11 protein-coding genes are annotated in these 16,022 nt (G+C 64.3%); 4 read left to right on the plus strand and 7 right to left on the minus strand.

Annotated features, from left to right (window positions below; all coding sequences use genetic code 11):
• Positions 1 to 156: 156 nt before the first annotated feature.
• From IEX64_RS02870 to mdoH, 4 genes are all read left to right on the plus strand, one after another.
• Complete coding sequence (locus IEX64_RS02870) at positions 157 to 1,230, plus strand: TolC family protein (protein WP_188818059.1); 1,074 nt, start codon at positions 157 to 159, stop codon at positions 1,228 to 1,230.
• Positions 1,223 to 2,392, plus strand: coding sequence for an efflux RND transporter periplasmic adaptor subunit (locus tag IEX64_RS02875; protein ID WP_188818060.1), 1,170 nt, complete (start codon positions 1,223 to 1,225; stop codon positions 2,390 to 2,392). The genes IEX64_RS02870 and IEX64_RS02875 overlap by 8 nt, the downstream gene beginning before the upstream one ends.
• A 158-nt stretch (positions 2,393 to 2,550) precedes the next feature.
• Complete coding sequence (locus IEX64_RS02880; RefSeq protein WP_188818062.1) at positions 2,551 to 4,029, plus strand: OpgD/OpgG family glucan biosynthesis protein; 1,479 nt, start codon at positions 2,551 to 2,553, stop codon at positions 4,027 to 4,029.
• Entirely contained in the window at positions 4,026 to 5,966 is a 1,941-nt protein-coding gene (gene mdoH / locus IEX64_RS02885; protein WP_229710034.1) for a glucans biosynthesis glucosyltransferase MdoH, read from the plus strand. The genes IEX64_RS02880 and mdoH overlap by 4 nt, the downstream gene beginning before the upstream one ends.
• Here mdoH and IEX64_RS02890 read toward each other — a convergent pair.
• The 7 genes from IEX64_RS02890 to IEX64_RS02920 all read right to left on the minus strand — a co-directional run bounded on the left by IEX64_RS02890 (position 5,932) and on the right by IEX64_RS02920 (position 15,970).
• Positions 5,932 to 7,392, minus strand: coding sequence for an efflux transporter outer membrane subunit (locus IEX64_RS02890; RefSeq protein ID WP_373290120.1), 1,461 nt, complete (start codon positions 7,390 to 7,392; stop codon positions 5,932 to 5,934). The two genes, mdoH and IEX64_RS02890, sit on opposite strands and share 35 nt — an antisense overlap.
• Complete coding sequence (locus IEX64_RS02895; RefSeq protein WP_188818064.1) at positions 7,389 to 10,574, minus strand: efflux RND transporter permease subunit; 3,186 nt, start codon at positions 10,572 to 10,574, stop codon at positions 7,389 to 7,391. The genes IEX64_RS02890 and IEX64_RS02895 overlap by 4 nt, the downstream gene beginning before the upstream one ends.
• A 59-nt stretch (positions 10,575 to 10,633) precedes the next feature.
• On the minus strand, positions 10,634 to 11,911 hold the full coding sequence (locus IEX64_RS02900; RefSeq protein WP_188818066.1) for an efflux RND transporter periplasmic adaptor subunit: 1,278 nt from the start codon (positions 11,909 to 11,911) through the stop codon (positions 10,634 to 10,636).
• A complete protein-coding gene (locus tag IEX64_RS02905) occupies positions 11,908 to 12,315 on the minus strand; it encodes a hypothetical protein (protein WP_188818068.1) in 408 nt (135 codons plus the stop codon). The genes IEX64_RS02900 and IEX64_RS02905 overlap by 4 nt, the downstream gene beginning before the upstream one ends.
• Before the next feature lie 420 nt (positions 12,316 to 12,735).
• Positions 12,736 to 13,350 carry a TetR/AcrR family transcriptional regulator gene (locus IEX64_RS02910; protein ID WP_188818070.1) on the minus strand — a complete coding sequence of 205 codons (615 nt, stop codon included), beginning with the start codon at positions 13,348 to 13,350 and terminating at the stop codon, positions 12,736 to 12,738.
• 160 nt (positions 13,351 to 13,510) lie between these two features.
• The gene (locus IEX64_RS02915; protein ID WP_188818072.1) at positions 13,511 to 13,711 is read right to left on the minus strand and encodes a TonB-dependent receptor; all 201 of its coding nucleotides are present in this window, start codon (positions 13,709 to 13,711) and stop codon (positions 13,511 to 13,513) included.
• A 216-nt stretch (positions 13,712 to 13,927) separates the two neighbouring features.
• Positions 13,928 to 15,970, minus strand: a complete 2,043-nt coding sequence (locus IEX64_RS02920) for a tetratricopeptide repeat-containing sulfotransferase family protein (RefSeq protein WP_188818074.1) — start codon at positions 15,968 to 15,970, stop codon at positions 13,928 to 13,930.
• Positions 15,971 to 16,022 lie beyond the last annotated feature (52 nt).

Here is a 16,022-nt window from a genome sequence, read left to right on the forward strand (position 1 = left end):
TACGTGCACGATTCTTCCCCCCCAGATCGTCCGCGCCGTTTCCGCTTGCCGGCTACGATGGTGCTGCTCTTTCTCTTTTGCATGGCAGGCTGTGCATCCGGCCCGACTGCACTTCCGTTCGATAGGCCAGCCCCTGAGCAGAACACAGGAAGGGCGTTGGGCCATTGGTGGCAGAAGGCCGGTGATCCCGTTCTGGCTGCGGTCATCGAGAACGGGCTGGCCCGGGACCCTGCGCTGATTTGTGAAGCCCATGCTTTGCGGCTCGCGGCAGATCGGGCGCGGGGGCATGGCGAACGGATCGACGTGCGGATCAGCCGGCTTTTCGGCAACAATGGAGCCGAGGAGGCTGAAGCGCGGCACCTGGCCGCCTTGTATCGTTATGCCGATCACCGCGCAGCCCGCGCTGCTGAAATCGCCACAGCCTACATCGAAGCGAGAAGGTTGCAGGAAGTGCTGTTTATTCGGGAGAACCTGCAAGCTCAATATGCAGACAACGCCGAGATCGCAGGCTTCCGCCGAGAGGCCGGGCTGGTCTCGGGTATCGACACCGGGCTTGCGGATTCGTTCCTCGGGTTAGGCGCATCAGGGCTGCAGTTGTTCCGGACCCGTCTGGAAGAGGCGCGGTCAACCTTGAGCCGTCTTACGAGCATCGAGGAGGCAAGAGTGTTGGAGTTGCTGGGCAATCAGGGGCGCGTTCCTGATATTGCTATCGATGCGGGTGGCCTGGAGGAGATTGATCTCGCAGAGCGCCCGGATTTGCTTGCCTTGCATTATCGGCTGTCTGCGAAGGTGATCGGGAAAGGGGGCAGTCCGCTTTCGGCGCACGTCGACAAGCAAGCCGATGGTCCTCCCGGCGATAGCTCGCGTGAGCAGGAGCGGGCGCTCTACAGAGACGCGTGGGCAAAAGCCCATACCGACGTGGAGCGTGCCCGCAGCGCTGCCAATGCCGCCGCTGCCAGACAGGTGGACTTGTCGAAAAGTATGGTGATCGCGCGCCGGACGGCAGAAGATGCGCGGCTGGCCTATCGCAATGGAACGGAGACCTTCGCCACGCTTTTCGTAGCCGAAGCGGCCTTGTTGGCCGTCGAGGAGGGGCATGTCGCTGCCCGCGCCGAGTTGGCCGTGGCAACGATACAGTCGTGGAGGGACCGAGGGGGAGGATGGAGTGCTGCAGATCTTGGCGCGGACATGCCGAAGTCCGCGGCTGGCGAGGTAATCGCTTGTGAGTGACGACGGCGGGCGCAGTCCATCGGCCCTCGATACCTTGCTGGGCGCCGCGCCCCGCAAGCGCCGCCGTCACCTTTTCGCCACAGTCGTCTTGGCCATTGCCATCCTGGCGGCAATCGTCCTCGCCGTGCGGTTCTTCGCCGGTCAGGAGAGCCCCTACCTGTTCGCGCCGGCCCAAATCGGCGATCTGGAACCCAAGCTGGCCGAACGCGGCCTTGTACAAGGGAGCCATGATCTTGCCATTTACGCGCGCACAAGCGGGACAATCGCTTCGCTGGCAGCGTCGTCGAATGGGCAGGTCCGGTATGGGCAGGAATTGGCGCGCATCGACTCCGGTCCTTTGAAGCAATTGCTAGAGGCCGATACGGCGAGCCTTGAGGCTGCAGAAGCGGATCTCGCGGCCCAAAAGGCGATTGCGGCCCAGAAAGCTGAGCTTCTGGCGCGTTTCGAACGGGTTTGGCAAAAATCCGACGGGCGCGTCCCGGCGCGCAACGAAATGTCCGCCGCTCGCAGCGAAGCACTACGCAGTCGGCAGGCAGAGCTTGCCGCCGAAGCGCGTTTGCGCGCTGCCCGACTGGCGGTGGAGGCCCGGCAGGAGCAACTTTCCAATACCGTGATCAGAGCGCCGTTCTCCAGCTTTCTTACGCTGCAAGGGGCCGAGAAGGGGCAGCAAGTCAGGGAAGGCGCGCTTCTTTTCCGGCTGACGCCGGAAGACGACACATTGATGATCACAGTGCCCTGGAAGTTCGCCGGAGCCACGGCAAAGCCGGGAACCAGGGCTGCGGTTCGCTTCGACGACCTGTCCGGTCAGACATTCGAGGCAAAACTTGCACGCATCGATGCGGGGCCTGAAGGCCCCATCGGGGTATTCGTGCTCGAAGACGCCGACGATCGGATACAGCCGGGCATGGAAGCGGCGCTGGAAATGACGCTGCCGGAGCGCCGCGGTGTATTGCTGGTTCCGGCTGCAGCGCTCGAGTTTTCGCCTTACCGTTCGCCCCAGCGAGTGCGTCCGCAGATATATCTGCTTGGCGAGGATGGCACGCCGCGACGCGTAGACGTCACTATCGGTGCCAGTGATGGAAGTCGAACCGAAATCTTCTCGAATGCGGTTGAGCCCGGCGCCCGGGTCATCATCGGTCTGCGCAGTGCCGCCGACAACTGATCCTCGGTGTGTCGCAACCATTGCCGGCTCTGAGCGTATGATCTTGGCAACGGGGAAATGTATTGGCGAGGACCAGAGCAATACCGGATCCTACTGAAAGGTCTGCAGCGACGCGGCGGAATGCCGGTTCAAGCGTAGAATCCTCGTTTCAGCAAGGTATGACGAGGCGAAAGGCGGGTGCCCTGTTTGCGGGCGCTCTCGGCTTGGCGGCCTTGCCTTCATCCCTTCGCGCAGCGAGTAGCCGTTTTGCCACGCCCCGGAGCTTTTCCTGGCAAGGACTGGTGCGGCAGGCCCGGGATCTTGCCGCCAGGGAATATTCAGCGCCGGAAAAGCCGGCCAACTTGCCAACAGACTTCGACGCGTTTGGCAAACTCGCCTATGGCCCTGCCGGATCGCTCGGCGGCAATGTGCGGCTGTTCCCGGCCGCCCGGGGTATCGCCGAACATTCCGTGGCATTGCACCTGGTGGACGGAGGGCAGGCACGGCGTCTGGTTGAGACCGACGGACTGTTCGTCGGTGGCGCATCGGCCGATCCGGCAGGCTTTCGCGTCATGGAAGCAGGGCAGGCAGGCGATTGGCTGGCGTTCCTCGGGGCATCCTACTTTCGTGCCTCCGGCTCGCGAGATCAGTACGGACTGTCGGCGCGCGGCATAGCTGTCGACACCGGAACCGGCCGGCCCGAGGAGTTTCCCGCGTTCACGGCATTCTGGATCGAGCCAGTCGATAACGATCATGTCCGCATTTTCGCTTTGCTCGATGGGCCCAGTTTGGCCGGAGCTTACGCGTTCGACTGTCGCAAGAACGGGGAGGGCGTGGAGCAGAACGTACAGGCGAGCCTGTTCTTCCGCCGCGACATCGAACGGCTCGGCATCGCGCCGGCCACTTCCATGTACTGGTACGACCAGCACGATGCGCGTTCCGACTGGCGCCGTGAAATCCATGATTCCGATGGATTGGCCATATGGTCAGGCACTGGCGAGCACATCTGGCGTCCTCTGGAAAACCCCGACGAAGCGCGCGTCACAAGCTTTCGTGCCGATCGCGTTAAGGGCTTCGGACTCATGCAGCGCGATCAGGCTTTCGATCACTTTCAGGATGACGGGGCATTCTATGACCGTCGTCCCTCCCTCTGGATAGAGCCCGACGACGATTGGGGCCCGGGCAGGGTGATGCTCTACGAGATGCCTACTGACAACGAAACGCAGGATAATATCGCCGCGTTCTGGGTGAGCAATCAGACCGCCCGGCGCGGGGAGCGGCGGGATATTGGCTACACGCTGACCTGGGCTTTCAGCGCTCCTTCTGAAGTAACCAATGCCCGGTGCGTGGACATGTTCGAGGGACCGGCGGGAAGGCCCGGGGAGCCGCCGACTGCCGGGGCTCGAAAGTATGTCTTCGACTTTGCCGGGCCAGTGCTGACGGGGCAGGGCCGGGATGCAGGGATCGATGCTGTCACCGACCTGCCCTCGGACGCGCTGCTGTCCCTGTCCGCCTACCCCGTGGCGGGGGCGGAAGCACGCTGGCGCGTCATGCTGGACGTGAAGCTCTCCGCCGTACCGCGTCCGGAAATGCGGCTGTACCTCAGGCGAGGAACCGCCGCCCTCAGCGAAACCGTTATCAAGATGGTGAAGCTATGACCCGAGTTCGAACCCACACCTTGCGCCAACTTCCGCAAGAAGCGCCGCTCGACATGCCGGTCCAGCGGCTCCACGGTTCCGCGCCCGGATCGATCGAAGTAGTCACGCAGCCGCACGGCATGCTCGTGAAGCGCCTGCTCCTCATAGCCCTGACGGCGGTTCTGGGGCTCGCGGCATCCAGCGAGCTGCGCTTCACGTTTTCGCGCGACGGGCTCGATGTTTTCGAAGTGCTTCTGCTGCTATTTTTCGTGCCGCTGTTCAGTTGGATCGCCTTTGGGTTCGTGAACTCGGCGATTGGCTTCGTGAAGCTCATCAGCGGGGAACATCCCGGCTTTTCAACCATTCCCAGCCCGGGCCAGTCTCTACGCCACCGCACTGCCGTGCTGATGCCCGTCTACAATGAAAGTGTGGAAGCCACTTTTAGCCGGGTCCGCGCCATGACGCGGTCGATCCATGAAGCCGGCGGCGCAGATTGGATCGACTTTTTCATCCTCAGCGATTCAAACGAACTTCACGGCAAGCGAGAACTGGCAGCCTGGCGCGAGGTTGCTACCGAGGCGGCGATCCCGGTCTATTACCGCCGGAGGGAAAAGAACACCGCCCGCAAGCCCGGCAACATCGCGGAATGGGTCCGGCGCTTTGGGGCGGCCTACGAATGCATGCTGGTGTTGGATGCAGACTCGGTGATGAGCGGCGACGCTATCGTCGGCATGGCGGCGATCATGGAGGAGCGCCCTTCGATAGGGCTGCTTCAGACCGTGCCGATGATCATCAATGCACGGACCCTGTTCCAGCGCTGGATGCGCTTTGCCAGCGAAGCCTACGGTCCCATCGCTTCGGCTGGCCTGCTGTGGTGGTCGGGTTCTGAGGCCAACTTCTGGGGACACAACGCCATCGTGCGCACGCGCGCTTTCGCGGAGAGCTGCGGCCTGCCCGAGCTTCCTGGCAAGGCGCCGTTCGGCGGCCATATCCTGAGCCACGACATGCTGGAGTCGGCCTTGCTGCGACGCCGGGGCTGGGCCGTACACATGGTGATGATCGGCGGATCCTATGAAGAATATCCGCCAACCATTGTCGACCATGCGATCCGCGACCGTCGCTGGATGCAGGGCAATCTGCAGCACCTTCGCCTGTTGGGCGTGTCCGGTCTGCACTGGACGAGCCGCCTGCATTTGCTGATCGGCGCCTCCGCTTATCTGACATCGCCCGGTTGGCTGCTCCTGTTGCTGGTAGCCATCGCGCAGGTTGCAAGCGGCGCAGGGGAAATTCTGGCAAGCGCTGCGCCCGCGAGCGTGCTTTGGCTGACGGTGTTGCTGCTCTTTGGTCCGAAGCTCATGGGGCTGGTCTGGGTGCTTGCGGATAAGCAGCGCCGGCGTGACTTCGGTGGCATTCGGTCCATCCTCGGGTCAGTCGCCGTCGATATACCGCTTGCCATGCTGTTTGCCCCCATCGCCATGGTCACGCAGACGAAGGCACTGTTGGGAATGCTGCTCGGCATCTCCTCAAGTTGGCACACGCAGGATCGGGAAGCCCGTCGAATACCTGCTCGTGAGGTCATCCCCGATCTGCGCGAACATCTGGCCCTGGGTGTCGCTTTTGCCGCGACCGCATGGATCGATCCCGTCCTGGCCTTGTGGCTGTCCCCGCTGACGATCGGGCTGCTCCTCTCGCCATGGATCGTCAGCGTTACGTCCGATGCCCAGTCAGATATGGCGGGCAAATCTTTGCGGATCTTCGCAGCGACGAAGCCCGATATTGCATGGCCGCCGAACGAAACGGAAATGTGCGCAATGCCGTCGGTCGGTGCCAGCAGCGACGCTGTCCGCGAGTTGGTGCCAGAGCATCTCCGACCTGCCGCTGGGGCAGGACGCATCGTTCACCGACCGCAGGTGTCAGACTTCGCTAGAGCTGTTCTCCCGCCGGGTTGGGAACCATAGGACGATCCTGCCAAGTCCCGCCCAGCGCGCGGAATAGGTCGACTTGCGCAAAGGCTACGTCGCGCGTCGCTAGCGCATAGTCGGCATCCGACTGCGCCAGTGTGCGCTGGGCGTCGAGCAGGGCCAACGCGTCGATCTGTCCGCGCCTCTGGCGCGCGAGACTGACCTTAGCGGCTCGCTCCGCCGCATCGCGCGCGGAAGCAAGGCGGTCCTTGCGCAGCAGCGCGTTGCGATAGGCGGACAGCGCCGTCTCGGTTTCCTCCAGCGCGCGCAGCACGGTACCGTCGAACGTGGCGAGGTCGGCCTGTGCATCCGCCTTGGCTCCGCCGATGCGGGCGCGGATCGCTTCCTGATTGGGGAAAGCCCACGAGATCAGCGGCCCGATCAGCCAGCGTAAGGGGCCAGCGCCGAACACGCCGGTATCGCCGAGCGCGGTGGTGCCGACCGAAGCGCCCAGCGTGATCTTGGGGTAGAGATCGGCCGTCGCCACGCCGATCCGCGCGGTATCGGCGGCAAGGCGGCGTTCTGCGGCCTTCACGTCGGGACGGCGGGCCAGCAGTGTGCGGCCGTCACCCACGGGGATCGGCTGGCCGACATCGGGTGTGGTAGTCCGTTCGCGCACCTGCGCCGGAAGGTCCTGCGGCGTGCGGCCCGTCAGCGTGGCAAGACGGAACAGCGCGGCATCGCGCGTGGCCAGTAGCGTGGGGATCGCGGCGGCCTGCTGCTCGCGAAGCTGGGTGACGCGGATCACGTCCAGCTTCTGGTTGAGCCCGTGCTCGAAACGGGCATTGGTGATCCGCACCGAACGGTCGAGCAGATCCACCGTATGCCGCGCCACGGCCAGTTGCCCGGCCGCGCTGGTGGCATCGACATAGGCGCGCACGGTATCGGCGACCACCGTCACCCGCACGGCATCGGCATCTTCCTGTGCGGCGGCATAATCGGCGCGCGAGGCTTCGATCCCGCGGCGAACGCGGCCGAACAGGTCGAGTTCGTAGCTGACGGCGAATTCGCCATCCACGGTGCGCCGCTCGCGCTCGAAGCCGGGCAGGACCTGGCTTTCGGGCACGCGGCCATACGTGCCGGTGCCGTTGAGCGCGGTTTGCGGCAAGGCGTCCGAGCGCGATCCGCGCAAGTTCGCGCGCGCTCTTGCGATGCGCGCCACGGCCACGCGGACATCGGTGTTGGCGGCCAGCGCATCCTGCACAAGGCCGTTGAGCACAGGATCGTCATAAAGGCGCCACCAGGTGTCATCGGGCGCGTTGGCCGCGATTTCCGGTGACTGGGCACCGATGAACGGCGCCTCGGCGGCGGGGGGCGCCACCGGCGCGACATCGTCGGGACCGGCAGCGCAGGCCGCGAGGCTGGCCGAAGCCAGCAGCAGCGCGGCAAGGTTGCGCGTCTTCATCTTGGTGGTTCCTTTCATTCCGCCGGTTCCAGCGCGTGGCTTTCATGCTGCGGGCGGCGCGGACTTCCCGGGAAGCGGTTCGCCAGATGGCGGCACACCACATAGAAGGTGGGAGTGAACAGCAGGCCGAAGGCGGTCACGCCGGTCATCCCGAAGAATACCGCCGTGCCCAGCGCCTGGCGCAGTTCGGCGCCCGCGCCATCGGCGATCACCAGCGGCACCACGCCCAGAATGAACGCGAAGCTGGTCATCAGGATCGGCCGCAAGCGCGTGCGCGCGGCATCGACGGCGGCCTCGACCGGGGACAACCCGCGCTCCTCTTCCGCCTGCTTGGCGAACTCGACCACGAGGATCGCGTTCTTGGCCGCCAGCGCGATCAGCACGACAAGGCCGATTTGCGTGAGGATATTGTTATCCATCCCGCGCAGGTTCACGCCCAGCATGGCGGCGAACAGGCACATCGGCACGATCAGCACGATCGCCAGCGGCAGTGTCAGGCTCTCGTACTGGGCCGCCAGTACGAGGAACACGAACAGCACTGCCATGCCGAACACGATACCCGCGGTATTGCCGGCTTCCGTCTGCTGATAGGCAATGCCGGTCCATTCGTGGCCATAGCCTGCAGGCAGGGCTTCGTCGGCGACGCGTTCCATCGTCGAAAGCGCCTGGCCGGTGGAGTAGCCCGGCGCCACGCTGCCATCGATCTCGATGGCGCGCTGCAGGTTGTAGCGCACGACGCGGTAGGGGCCGGTCTTGTCCTTGAAGGTGGCGACCGAACCGATCGGCACCATCGCGCCGGAGTCCGAGCGGGTCTTCAGGTTGGCGATGTCCGCCGTGGTGCCGCGATAGGGGGCATCCGCCTGCGCGGTAACGCGATAGGTGCGGCCCAGCAGGTTGAAGTCGTTGATGAACGCCGAGCCCAGATAGACCTGCAGCGCTTCAAATATGCGCTGCGGCGGCACGCCCAGCAGATCGGCCTTGCGCCGGTCCACATCGGCATAGACGCGCGGGGTCGCCGTATTGAACAGGGTATAGACCTGCTGCAGTTCGGGCGACTGGTTGGCTTGCGCCAGCAGCGGTCCCACGGCCTTGGCCAGTTCGCCATACCCGCGGCCTTCCTTGTCCTCCACGATCATGCGGTAGCCGCCCGGAGGGACGATGCCATTGATGGTCGGCGGGGGCAGGAGGATGGCCTGCCCCTTGTCGAAGCCCTGCAGCGCGGCCTGCGCCTTCTGCATGATGCCTTCATAGGTCACGCCGAGCTTCTTGCGTTCCTCGAAGCTCTTGAACGGGAAGTAGATGGCGGCGGCATCGGGCGTCTGGGTGCGCGAGGGGCCGTGCAGCCCTGCGAACATCACCGCGCCGCGCAGGCCTTCGATTGGCAGGATGCGCTTGGCGACCTCCTGCATGGCCTCATCCGTGCGTTCGAGCGAGGAGCCCGGTGGCAGGAAGATCGCGGTCAGGAAGTAGCCCTGATCTTGCTGCGGCACGAAGCCGGCCGGAGTTGCCCAGAACAGGCCGACAGTCGCGGCGATCAGCGCGGCATAAGTCGCCATCATCCGCAGCGGCCGCAACACGAGCCGGTGCGTCAGGCGGGCATAGGCCTCGCTCATCCGCTCGAAGCCATGGTTGAAGCGGTCGGCGGCGGTTTGAAGCCAGCGCTTCCAGCGCAGCGCATTGGCGGGCAGCGGATGCCGCTCGCGCAGCAGGATCGCCGCCAGTGCGGGCGAGAGCGTGAGCGAGAGCAGCAGCGAGATCACCGTCGCGGTTGAGATGGTGACGGCGAACTGCTTGTAGAACTGGCCGGAGATGCCCGAGATGAACAGCGTCGGCACAAACACGGCGCAGAGTACCAGCACGATCGCGACCAGCGCGCCCGAGACCTCGTCCATGGAGCGGCGGGCCGCCTCGATGGGTTTCATCCCGTGCTCGATGTAGCGTTCGACGTTCTCGACCACGACGATGGCGTCGTCGACGACGATGCCGATCGCCAGAACCAGTCCGAACAGCGAGAGGTTGTTGAGCGAATAGCCCAGCGCCGCCAGCATCACCGCCGTGCCTACCAGCGATACCGGAATGGCGATGATGGGGATGATCGCCGCGCGCCAGTTCTGCAGGAACACGAGGATGACGAGCACAACCAGCACCACCGCCTCGAACAGCGTGTGGTACACGGCGTCGATCGATTGGCCGATGAATTCGGTGGGGTTGTAGATCACCGAATATTCCAGCCCATGCGGGAACGACGTTGCCAGTTCATCCATCTGGTTGCGAACGGCCTGCGCGGCGTCGAGCGCGTTGGAGCCCGGGCGCTGCAGCACCGCGATGACTACGGTCGGCTTGCCCGAAAGGTAAGTGTTGGTGCCATAGTCCTGCGCGCCCAGCTCCACGCGGGCGACATCGCGCACGCGGATCTGGCGTCCGTCTGGATCGGTGCGGATCACGACATTGGCGAACTCCTCGGGCGTCTTGAGGCGGCCCTGCAGCTCGACGCTGACCTGATAGGCATTCCCCTGATCGTAAGGCGGCTGGCCCAGCGCGCCCGCGGAGACCTGCACGTTCTGCGCGCGCAGGGCGGAGACGATCTCGCCCGCAGTCAGGTCCAGCGCGGCGGCCTTGCCCGGATCGATCCAGATGCGCATGCCGTAGTCGCGCGCGCCGAACAGGCGCACGTCGCCCACGCCATCGAGGCGGGCGAGCTTGTCCTTCACCTGGGTGAGCGCATAGTTCGAGATGTAGTCGCGGTCGAAGGTGCTGTCGGGCGATTGCAGGTTCACCACCATCAGGAAGTCCGGCGAGGACTTGCGCGTGACGATGCCGAAGCGCTGCACCTCCTCCGGCAGGCGCGGCGTGGCGATGGCCACCCGGTTCTGCACGAGAACCTGCGCTTCATCCAGATCGGTACCGATCTTGAACGTGACGGTGATCGTCACCTTGCCGTCGCCGGTGGACTGCGAGTCCATGTAGATCATGTCGTCGACGCCGTTGATCTCCTGCTCGATCGGCGCGGCGACAGTGTCGGCCACGGTCTCGGCGGAGGCGCCGGGGTACTGCGCAGTCACCGTCACCGTCGGCGGGACGATGTCGGGATACTGGGAAACGGGAAGGCCGAAGAAGGCGAGCGCGCCCACCACGGTGATGACCACCGCGATGACGCCCGCGAAAATCGGCCGGTCGATGAAGAACCGGGAAAATCGCATGGATATGTGCCCCTGTGTGGAGGGCGCCGTCGGGGGAGGGCGCCCTCGCTACGGGTGAATCAGTTGGCCAGGGTCGCCTGTGCGGCGACTGGCTCGGAAGGTTCTGAACGTGCCGGAGCGGCGTGCGGATCGGTCTGGATCTGGCCGCGCCGCGTGGTCACCTTGGACCCGGCCACGGCGGCCTGATAGTTCGATATCACCACCCGGTCCTGTGCCGCGAGCCCGGCGCGGATCACGCGCAGACCGCCGACCATCGGGCCGAGTTCGACCGGCTTGGCCGTGACCATGCCGTCCTTGCCGACTGTCAGCACGATCTTGCGCGCCTGATCGGACTGGATCGCCTCGTCGGGCACCAGCATGGCCTTGACGGTGCCGCTTTCGGCCAGGCGCATATTGCCGAACATGCCCGGCGTCAGGAAGCCATCGGGATTGTCGAGCACGGCGCGCACGCGGATCGTGCCGGAGCGGGGATCGAGACCGTTGTCGGTGAAGTCCAGCGTGCCTTTCCAGCGATAGTCCGCTTCGTCCTGCAGGCGTACCTGCAGGGAGGCGGGTGTCTTGCTTTCCGCCCGGTCGCGCTGGGTCTTGAGGAACAGGGCTTCGGATGCATCGAACGTGAAGTAGATCGGATCGACCGCGTTGATCGTGGTCAGCAGCGTCGCATTGGCATTGTTGTCGCCGGAAACGAGGTTGCCGGCATCGACGCGGCGGTCCGAAATCCGGCCGGAGATCGGCGCGCGCACAGTGGTGAACTCCATGTCGAGCGCCCGTTCGCGGCGGCGCGCCTGAGCGGCAGCCAGCGCAGCAGTGGCCGAGCGGACGCGGGTACGCAGCTGGTCGATTTCGCTGGCGGCGATGGCCTCGTCGCCGGTCAGCCCGGCCACGCGGTCATAGTCGGATTTCGCCAGGGCCAGCGCGCTTTGCGCCGATGCGACGTCCGCTTCTGCCCCGGCCAGTGCCGCGCGGTAGGGGCGCGGGTCGACCTGAAACAGCGGCTGGCCCTTGCGGACGGTGTCGCCGTCCCGGAAGTAGATCCGGGTGATCGCGCCCGAGACGCGCGGACGCACTTCCACGGTCTTGCTGGGGGCGAAGCGGCCGATGTAATCGTCCCACTCTGTCACTTCGCGCACCAGCGGATGGGCTGCCTGAACCGAAGGCGGCGCGGGCGCTGCGGCGGCTGTTTCTCCGTGATCGAGGAGACTCCAGCTTCCGCCGGCTACCAGAACCAGCGCAAGGGCGCCCATCGCTATATGGCGGCGCCTGAAGCGCTTGCGCGGACTTTCCGGGTCGGCTTGTGCCGCGGGGGCGGTCGTTTCGAACTTTGCTGGAAAATTCATGCGGCGATCCTCTGGAACGGGGCCCGGATGCGCCCGATAATGTCTATGACGGCCCCGATTTCATCTTCGCTGAAACCTGCGGCTTGCGCTTCCTTCAGCGCGGATGCGGGCAACTGATAGCCCTTGTGCCAGGTGTGGACGGCTAGCCTGCGCAATGCCTCCAGACGTTCATTGGCGAGCATGGAAGAGGCGGGTTGCGGACCGAGGATCAGGCGGGCAAACCATCCCCTCTTGCGCGGTGCCCGCAAGCTCTTGAGGCTGTCGTTGCGCGCCAGTTCGATAACACGTCTCTCTTGCAAGGTCAGAGACGCGTTCTGCCGGAATGACTGGACAGCGGCCGAAGGATCGACACTTCGGTCGTTGCGCGCCGGGTGCGTTGCATCGCTGAAGTCGATGAATGCCATTTCTTGTGCTCCCTGAAGGTGCCCGGCGCGCGCCCCGTGGCGGGGGGATGGGGGCGAGGCGCGCGCCAAGGCGTTCCCCGGCGCAAGGGCCGCCGGAAAAGTCGTGTGCAAAGCCCGTCCGCAAGCCGCGATGCGATAGCGCACCGGGGCGGATGGTCGTTATTTCAATGTCGGAAGCTCCCTGGCGAAAAGGGAGCACCGCAGGTCAGCCGGCCGGAGCCGGTGTGGGTGGTCGGATCATCGGCTCTCCTTCAAAGGGTGAGTCGGCTGTGCATTGTGTACCGAATGGTATATAAATTTCCAGCTGACGCAGTCAAGCCGATTTCTGTACCGACCGGTAAATTTGGTCGGAAGCACCCGGTTTCAAGAGGTGAATGGCCACTGAATGAAGTTTTTTCTGCGGCTCGCAGCCGCCGCGGATCAGCGTCCGGGCCAGATCGCCAGAAAAGTATCGACGATATTCTGCATCTCGTCCCGGCTGGCGCCGCCCTGGGCCTTGACGGACAAGCCTTGCATCACGGTCGTGAGGCATTGGGCCAGTGCCTTCGGATCGACACCGTCAGGCAAATCGCCCTCGGCCTTGGCGCGTTCCAGACGTTCCACTACCGCGGCTTCCGATGACGCGCGGCGCGCAATGATATGGTCGCGAAGAGAGGGCGCCTCGGTGGAGCAGGCAACCATGCTTATGACGCCAAGACAGCCTTGTGGGTCTTTCGCGCCGCAATGAGTGTCAAGGGCACCTTCCAGCAGCTTTTGTGCGACAGCCTTGCCTGAAGGGGCTTCCAGTGCTGTTTTGACGTAGGCGAGCTTTTCCCGCTCGTAGAGGTCGAGTGCCTTCTTGAACAGCGCTTCCTTGTTGCCGAAGCAGGCATAGAGGCTGGGCTTGGTGATACCCATCGCCTCTGTCAGTTCGGCCATGGACGCACCTTCGTAACCGTGCTGCCAGAATATCTGCAGCGCGCTGGCCAGCGCCTTGTCGGGATCGAATTCCCGCGGCCTGCCTCTCGCCTTGGTGGTCGCTTCGGAGTATTTCATACCGTGTGGTATATAGGGACGCTATCGGATGTCGTCCAGCGGGCCATGAACCGGGCCATAAGCGAACCGATCGCCTGATGGGTTTAAAGGTTTGTGAAAACGCAAACGGCCAGCCCGGCATGTGCCGGGCTGGCCGCTGCTTCATTGTAACTGGTAGTCCTCAGAACTTCTTCTGGAAACCGAGCTGGAAGATCCGGCCAAGCGTGAAGGCATAGGAAGGGTCGTAGCCGTTCTGGCCCGCGTTCTTGTACACCGGCGGCTTTTCGTCGAGCACGTTCTGGACGTTGAGCGTCAGCGACAGGTCTTCGCGGTCTGCGGCTGCAACCCCGGCACCGAACCGCGGCCGAGGAACACACCGCATTCGCCGGGATTGATCGTGGTGCCCACGTGATCTGAAGGTGTTCCCGAAGTCGTTGTAATCGTCGCAGCGTCCCGAAATCGAGACATCGCCGAACGCTTCATCGCACTCGCAACTTCCCAAACTTGACATGCCGCGTAGATGACTGCCGCGAAATCCCATAGGCTAATCGCTGGCTTATTTGCGCAACAAAGCCAGATCGCCAGATCTGAACGGGAGTCAGTCGATCGCCGATTCCAGAGTATTGCTGCTGAGCGATGGCCCGAGAGCTTTCACCAATGGGCCGAGCCACCGTGCGTAGTTTTTCCATTGTTCGATGCCGTCGGTGAAGATGGGCTGGCGAACCTGTTCCGAGCTTGCCGTTCGTACCGCGCGGTCGTTTTTGTAGAATTCGAGGCAGGCCTGTTCGAAGGACACGCCGACATAGTCGAGCAAGCTTCGCACCTGGCGCTCGGTATCGGTCACCATGTCTTCGTAGACCACTCGGTGCACCGCGCCGGGCGCCGCGGCGTCGTAGGCGGTCATCAGGTCCACGTAGTCGCGGTAGTACCGGCCGATGTCGGCAAGGTCGTAGGAGAAGGTCTGGCCGCGGGCGAAGTGCTGCTTCCACCCCGAGAAGCAGCACGACAGCGGGTGGCGCCGGGCGTCGATGATCTTCGCGTTCGGGAGGATCAGCCGTATCAGGCCGACGTGCTGCCAGTTGTTGGGCATCTTGTCGATGAACAGCGGTTTGTCGGTCCGGCGGTGGACGCGCGTGCGCTCGATGTATTCCTCGCCCAGGCGCAAGCGGTCGGCCGGGGTGAGCGATGCAATCAGGGTCTGGAAATCGGCGAACTCGCCCTCGTCCAGCCGCGATTGGAGACGGCCGGCGATCATCATCATTTCCGGCAGTTCCATCGTGCCTTCCACCTGGCTGTGGCTGGCGAGGATCTGCTCGACGAGCGTCGATCCGGAACGGGGCAGGCCCACGATGAAGATCGGATCTGGCGTCGGGCAGCCGCCCATGCCCATCCGGGCGATGAACGCTGCGGAAAAGGTCCTGGCCGCGTCCGCCGCTTCGGCCGAGAAATCGTCCGCATCATGGAGGATCATCGTGCGGCGGAGGCGGTTGCCCTGATCGTAGTGGTGGAACGAGGCGGGGTAGTCCTTCGCATCCTCCAGCGCCTTGCCCAAAGAGAAATGGAGGTGGAAGATGTCTTCCTGCCTGGTCTCCGTTTCCAGCTCCAGGTCAGAGAGTGCCTGTTTCATCGTGGCCATGTCGTCCGGCCCCAGTTTCACCGTCTTGAGGTTGGCAAGGCTCCACCAGGCTTCGCCCATGCTCGGCTTGTACGTTACCGCCTGACGGTACGCGTGAACGGCCTCTGCCTGCTTGCCAAGGGTCTTCAGGACATGGCCGAGATTCTGCCAGACCTGAGGTTGATCGGGGTTCTGCGCGAGCAGGTGCTGGTAAAGTTGCTCCGCCTCTTCCTGATGGCCGAGTCGTACCAGCACCGACGCCTTGATGAGATCGTGACCGGGGCTCTTGACCGGAGACATGCCGAGCGTTTCCGCATGCTCGAGCGCCTCGGTCAGCCGATTGTTCTGGAGCAGCAGGCGCACTAGGAAATCGCGGGCGAGATCGAACCCCGGGGCCAGTTCCAGAGCGCGCTCGACCCATGTCATCGCCTCCGTCATGTCTCCGCGTCGCCAGTTGACTTCACCCAGCAGGCGGCAACCGGCCGGGTCATTCGGCAGCCGATGGAGGCGCGCTTCCAGCAGGGGAGCGCTGTCGTCCAGACGGTCTTCGTTCATCGCGACCGCCGCCTTGAGCAATTCGGGATCGCGCGAAGAGGCGTGCACGCCGGAAAGGTCGGCGCGCCATGCGTCTTCCGCGCGGCCCGCCTTTCGCAGTTCCTTTGCCAGCAGGAACCAGCCGTTTGCCACGGCCGGCTGATTTTTCGTCAGGTTTTCGAGGGCGGCAATGGCATCGCGGGTCTGGCCGGCTTCGCTTGCCGCCTGCGCCAGTTCCCAAAGAATGGCCGGGACACGCGGCTGGCTGCGGACCAATGCGGTGAGGCGCGGCAGGGCTGCGGCCGGTTTGCCCAACTTGCGCAGGGCTTGACATGCCAGAAACTCCGCTGGTGGCAGGCCGGGCGCACGTTTCAGAATGGCTTCGGCCTGTGCAAGCGCTGCTTCCGGTCGGTTTTCGAGCAGTGATGCCGCTTCGGCCAGCGCCGCTGAGGGGGCGTGCGGATCGGGTGTTCCGACGGGGGGGCTCGCCATCTTGACCGAGGCCCTTACGACCATGGTCCGCCGCAAGGGCGCGGAGCCTGAT

The sequence above is a fragment of the Novosphingobium indicum genome, from assembly GCF_014645195.1.
Lineage (GTDB): Bacteria > Pseudomonadota > Alphaproteobacteria > Sphingomonadales > Sphingomonadaceae > Novosphingobium > Novosphingobium indicum.

What these genes read in the sequence shown, in the direction of transcription:
- IEX64_RS02910 (WP_188818070.1), bottom strand. Translation starts at nt 13,350, where the DNA reads ATGAAATACTCCGAAGCGACCACCAAGGCGAGAGGCAGGCCGCGGGAA.
- IEX64_RS02920 (WP_188818074.1), bottom strand. Translation starts at nt 15,970, where the DNA reads ATGGCGAGCCCCCCCGTCGGAACACCCGATCCGCACGCCCCCTCAGCG.
- IEX64_RS02915 (WP_188818072.1), bottom strand. Translation starts at nt 13,711, where the DNA reads ATGCGGTGTGTTCCTCGGCCGCGGTTCGGTGCCGGGGTTGCAGCCGCA.
- IEX64_RS02905 (WP_188818068.1), bottom strand. Translation starts at nt 12,315, where the DNA reads ATGGCATTCATCGACTTCAGCGATGCAACGCACCCGGCGCGCAACGAC.
- IEX64_RS02890 (WP_373290120.1), bottom strand. Translation starts at nt 7,392, where the DNA reads ATGAAAGGAACCACCAAGATGAAGACGCGCAACCTTGCCGCGCTGCTG.
- IEX64_RS02900 (WP_188818066.1), bottom strand. Translation starts at nt 11,911, where the DNA reads ATGAATTTTCCAGCAAAGTTCGAAACGACCGCCCCCGCGGCACAAGCC.
- mdoH (WP_229710034.1), top strand. Translation starts at nt 4,026, where the DNA reads ATGACCCGAGTTCGAACCCACACCTTGCGCCAACTTCCGCAAGAAGCG.
- IEX64_RS02880 (WP_188818062.1), top strand. Translation starts at nt 2,551, where the DNA reads ATGACGAGGCGAAAGGCGGGTGCCCTGTTTGCGGGCGCTCTCGGCTTG.
- IEX64_RS02895 (WP_188818064.1), bottom strand. Translation starts at nt 10,574, where the DNA reads ATGCGATTTTCCCGGTTCTTCATCGACCGGCCGATTTTCGCGGGCGTC.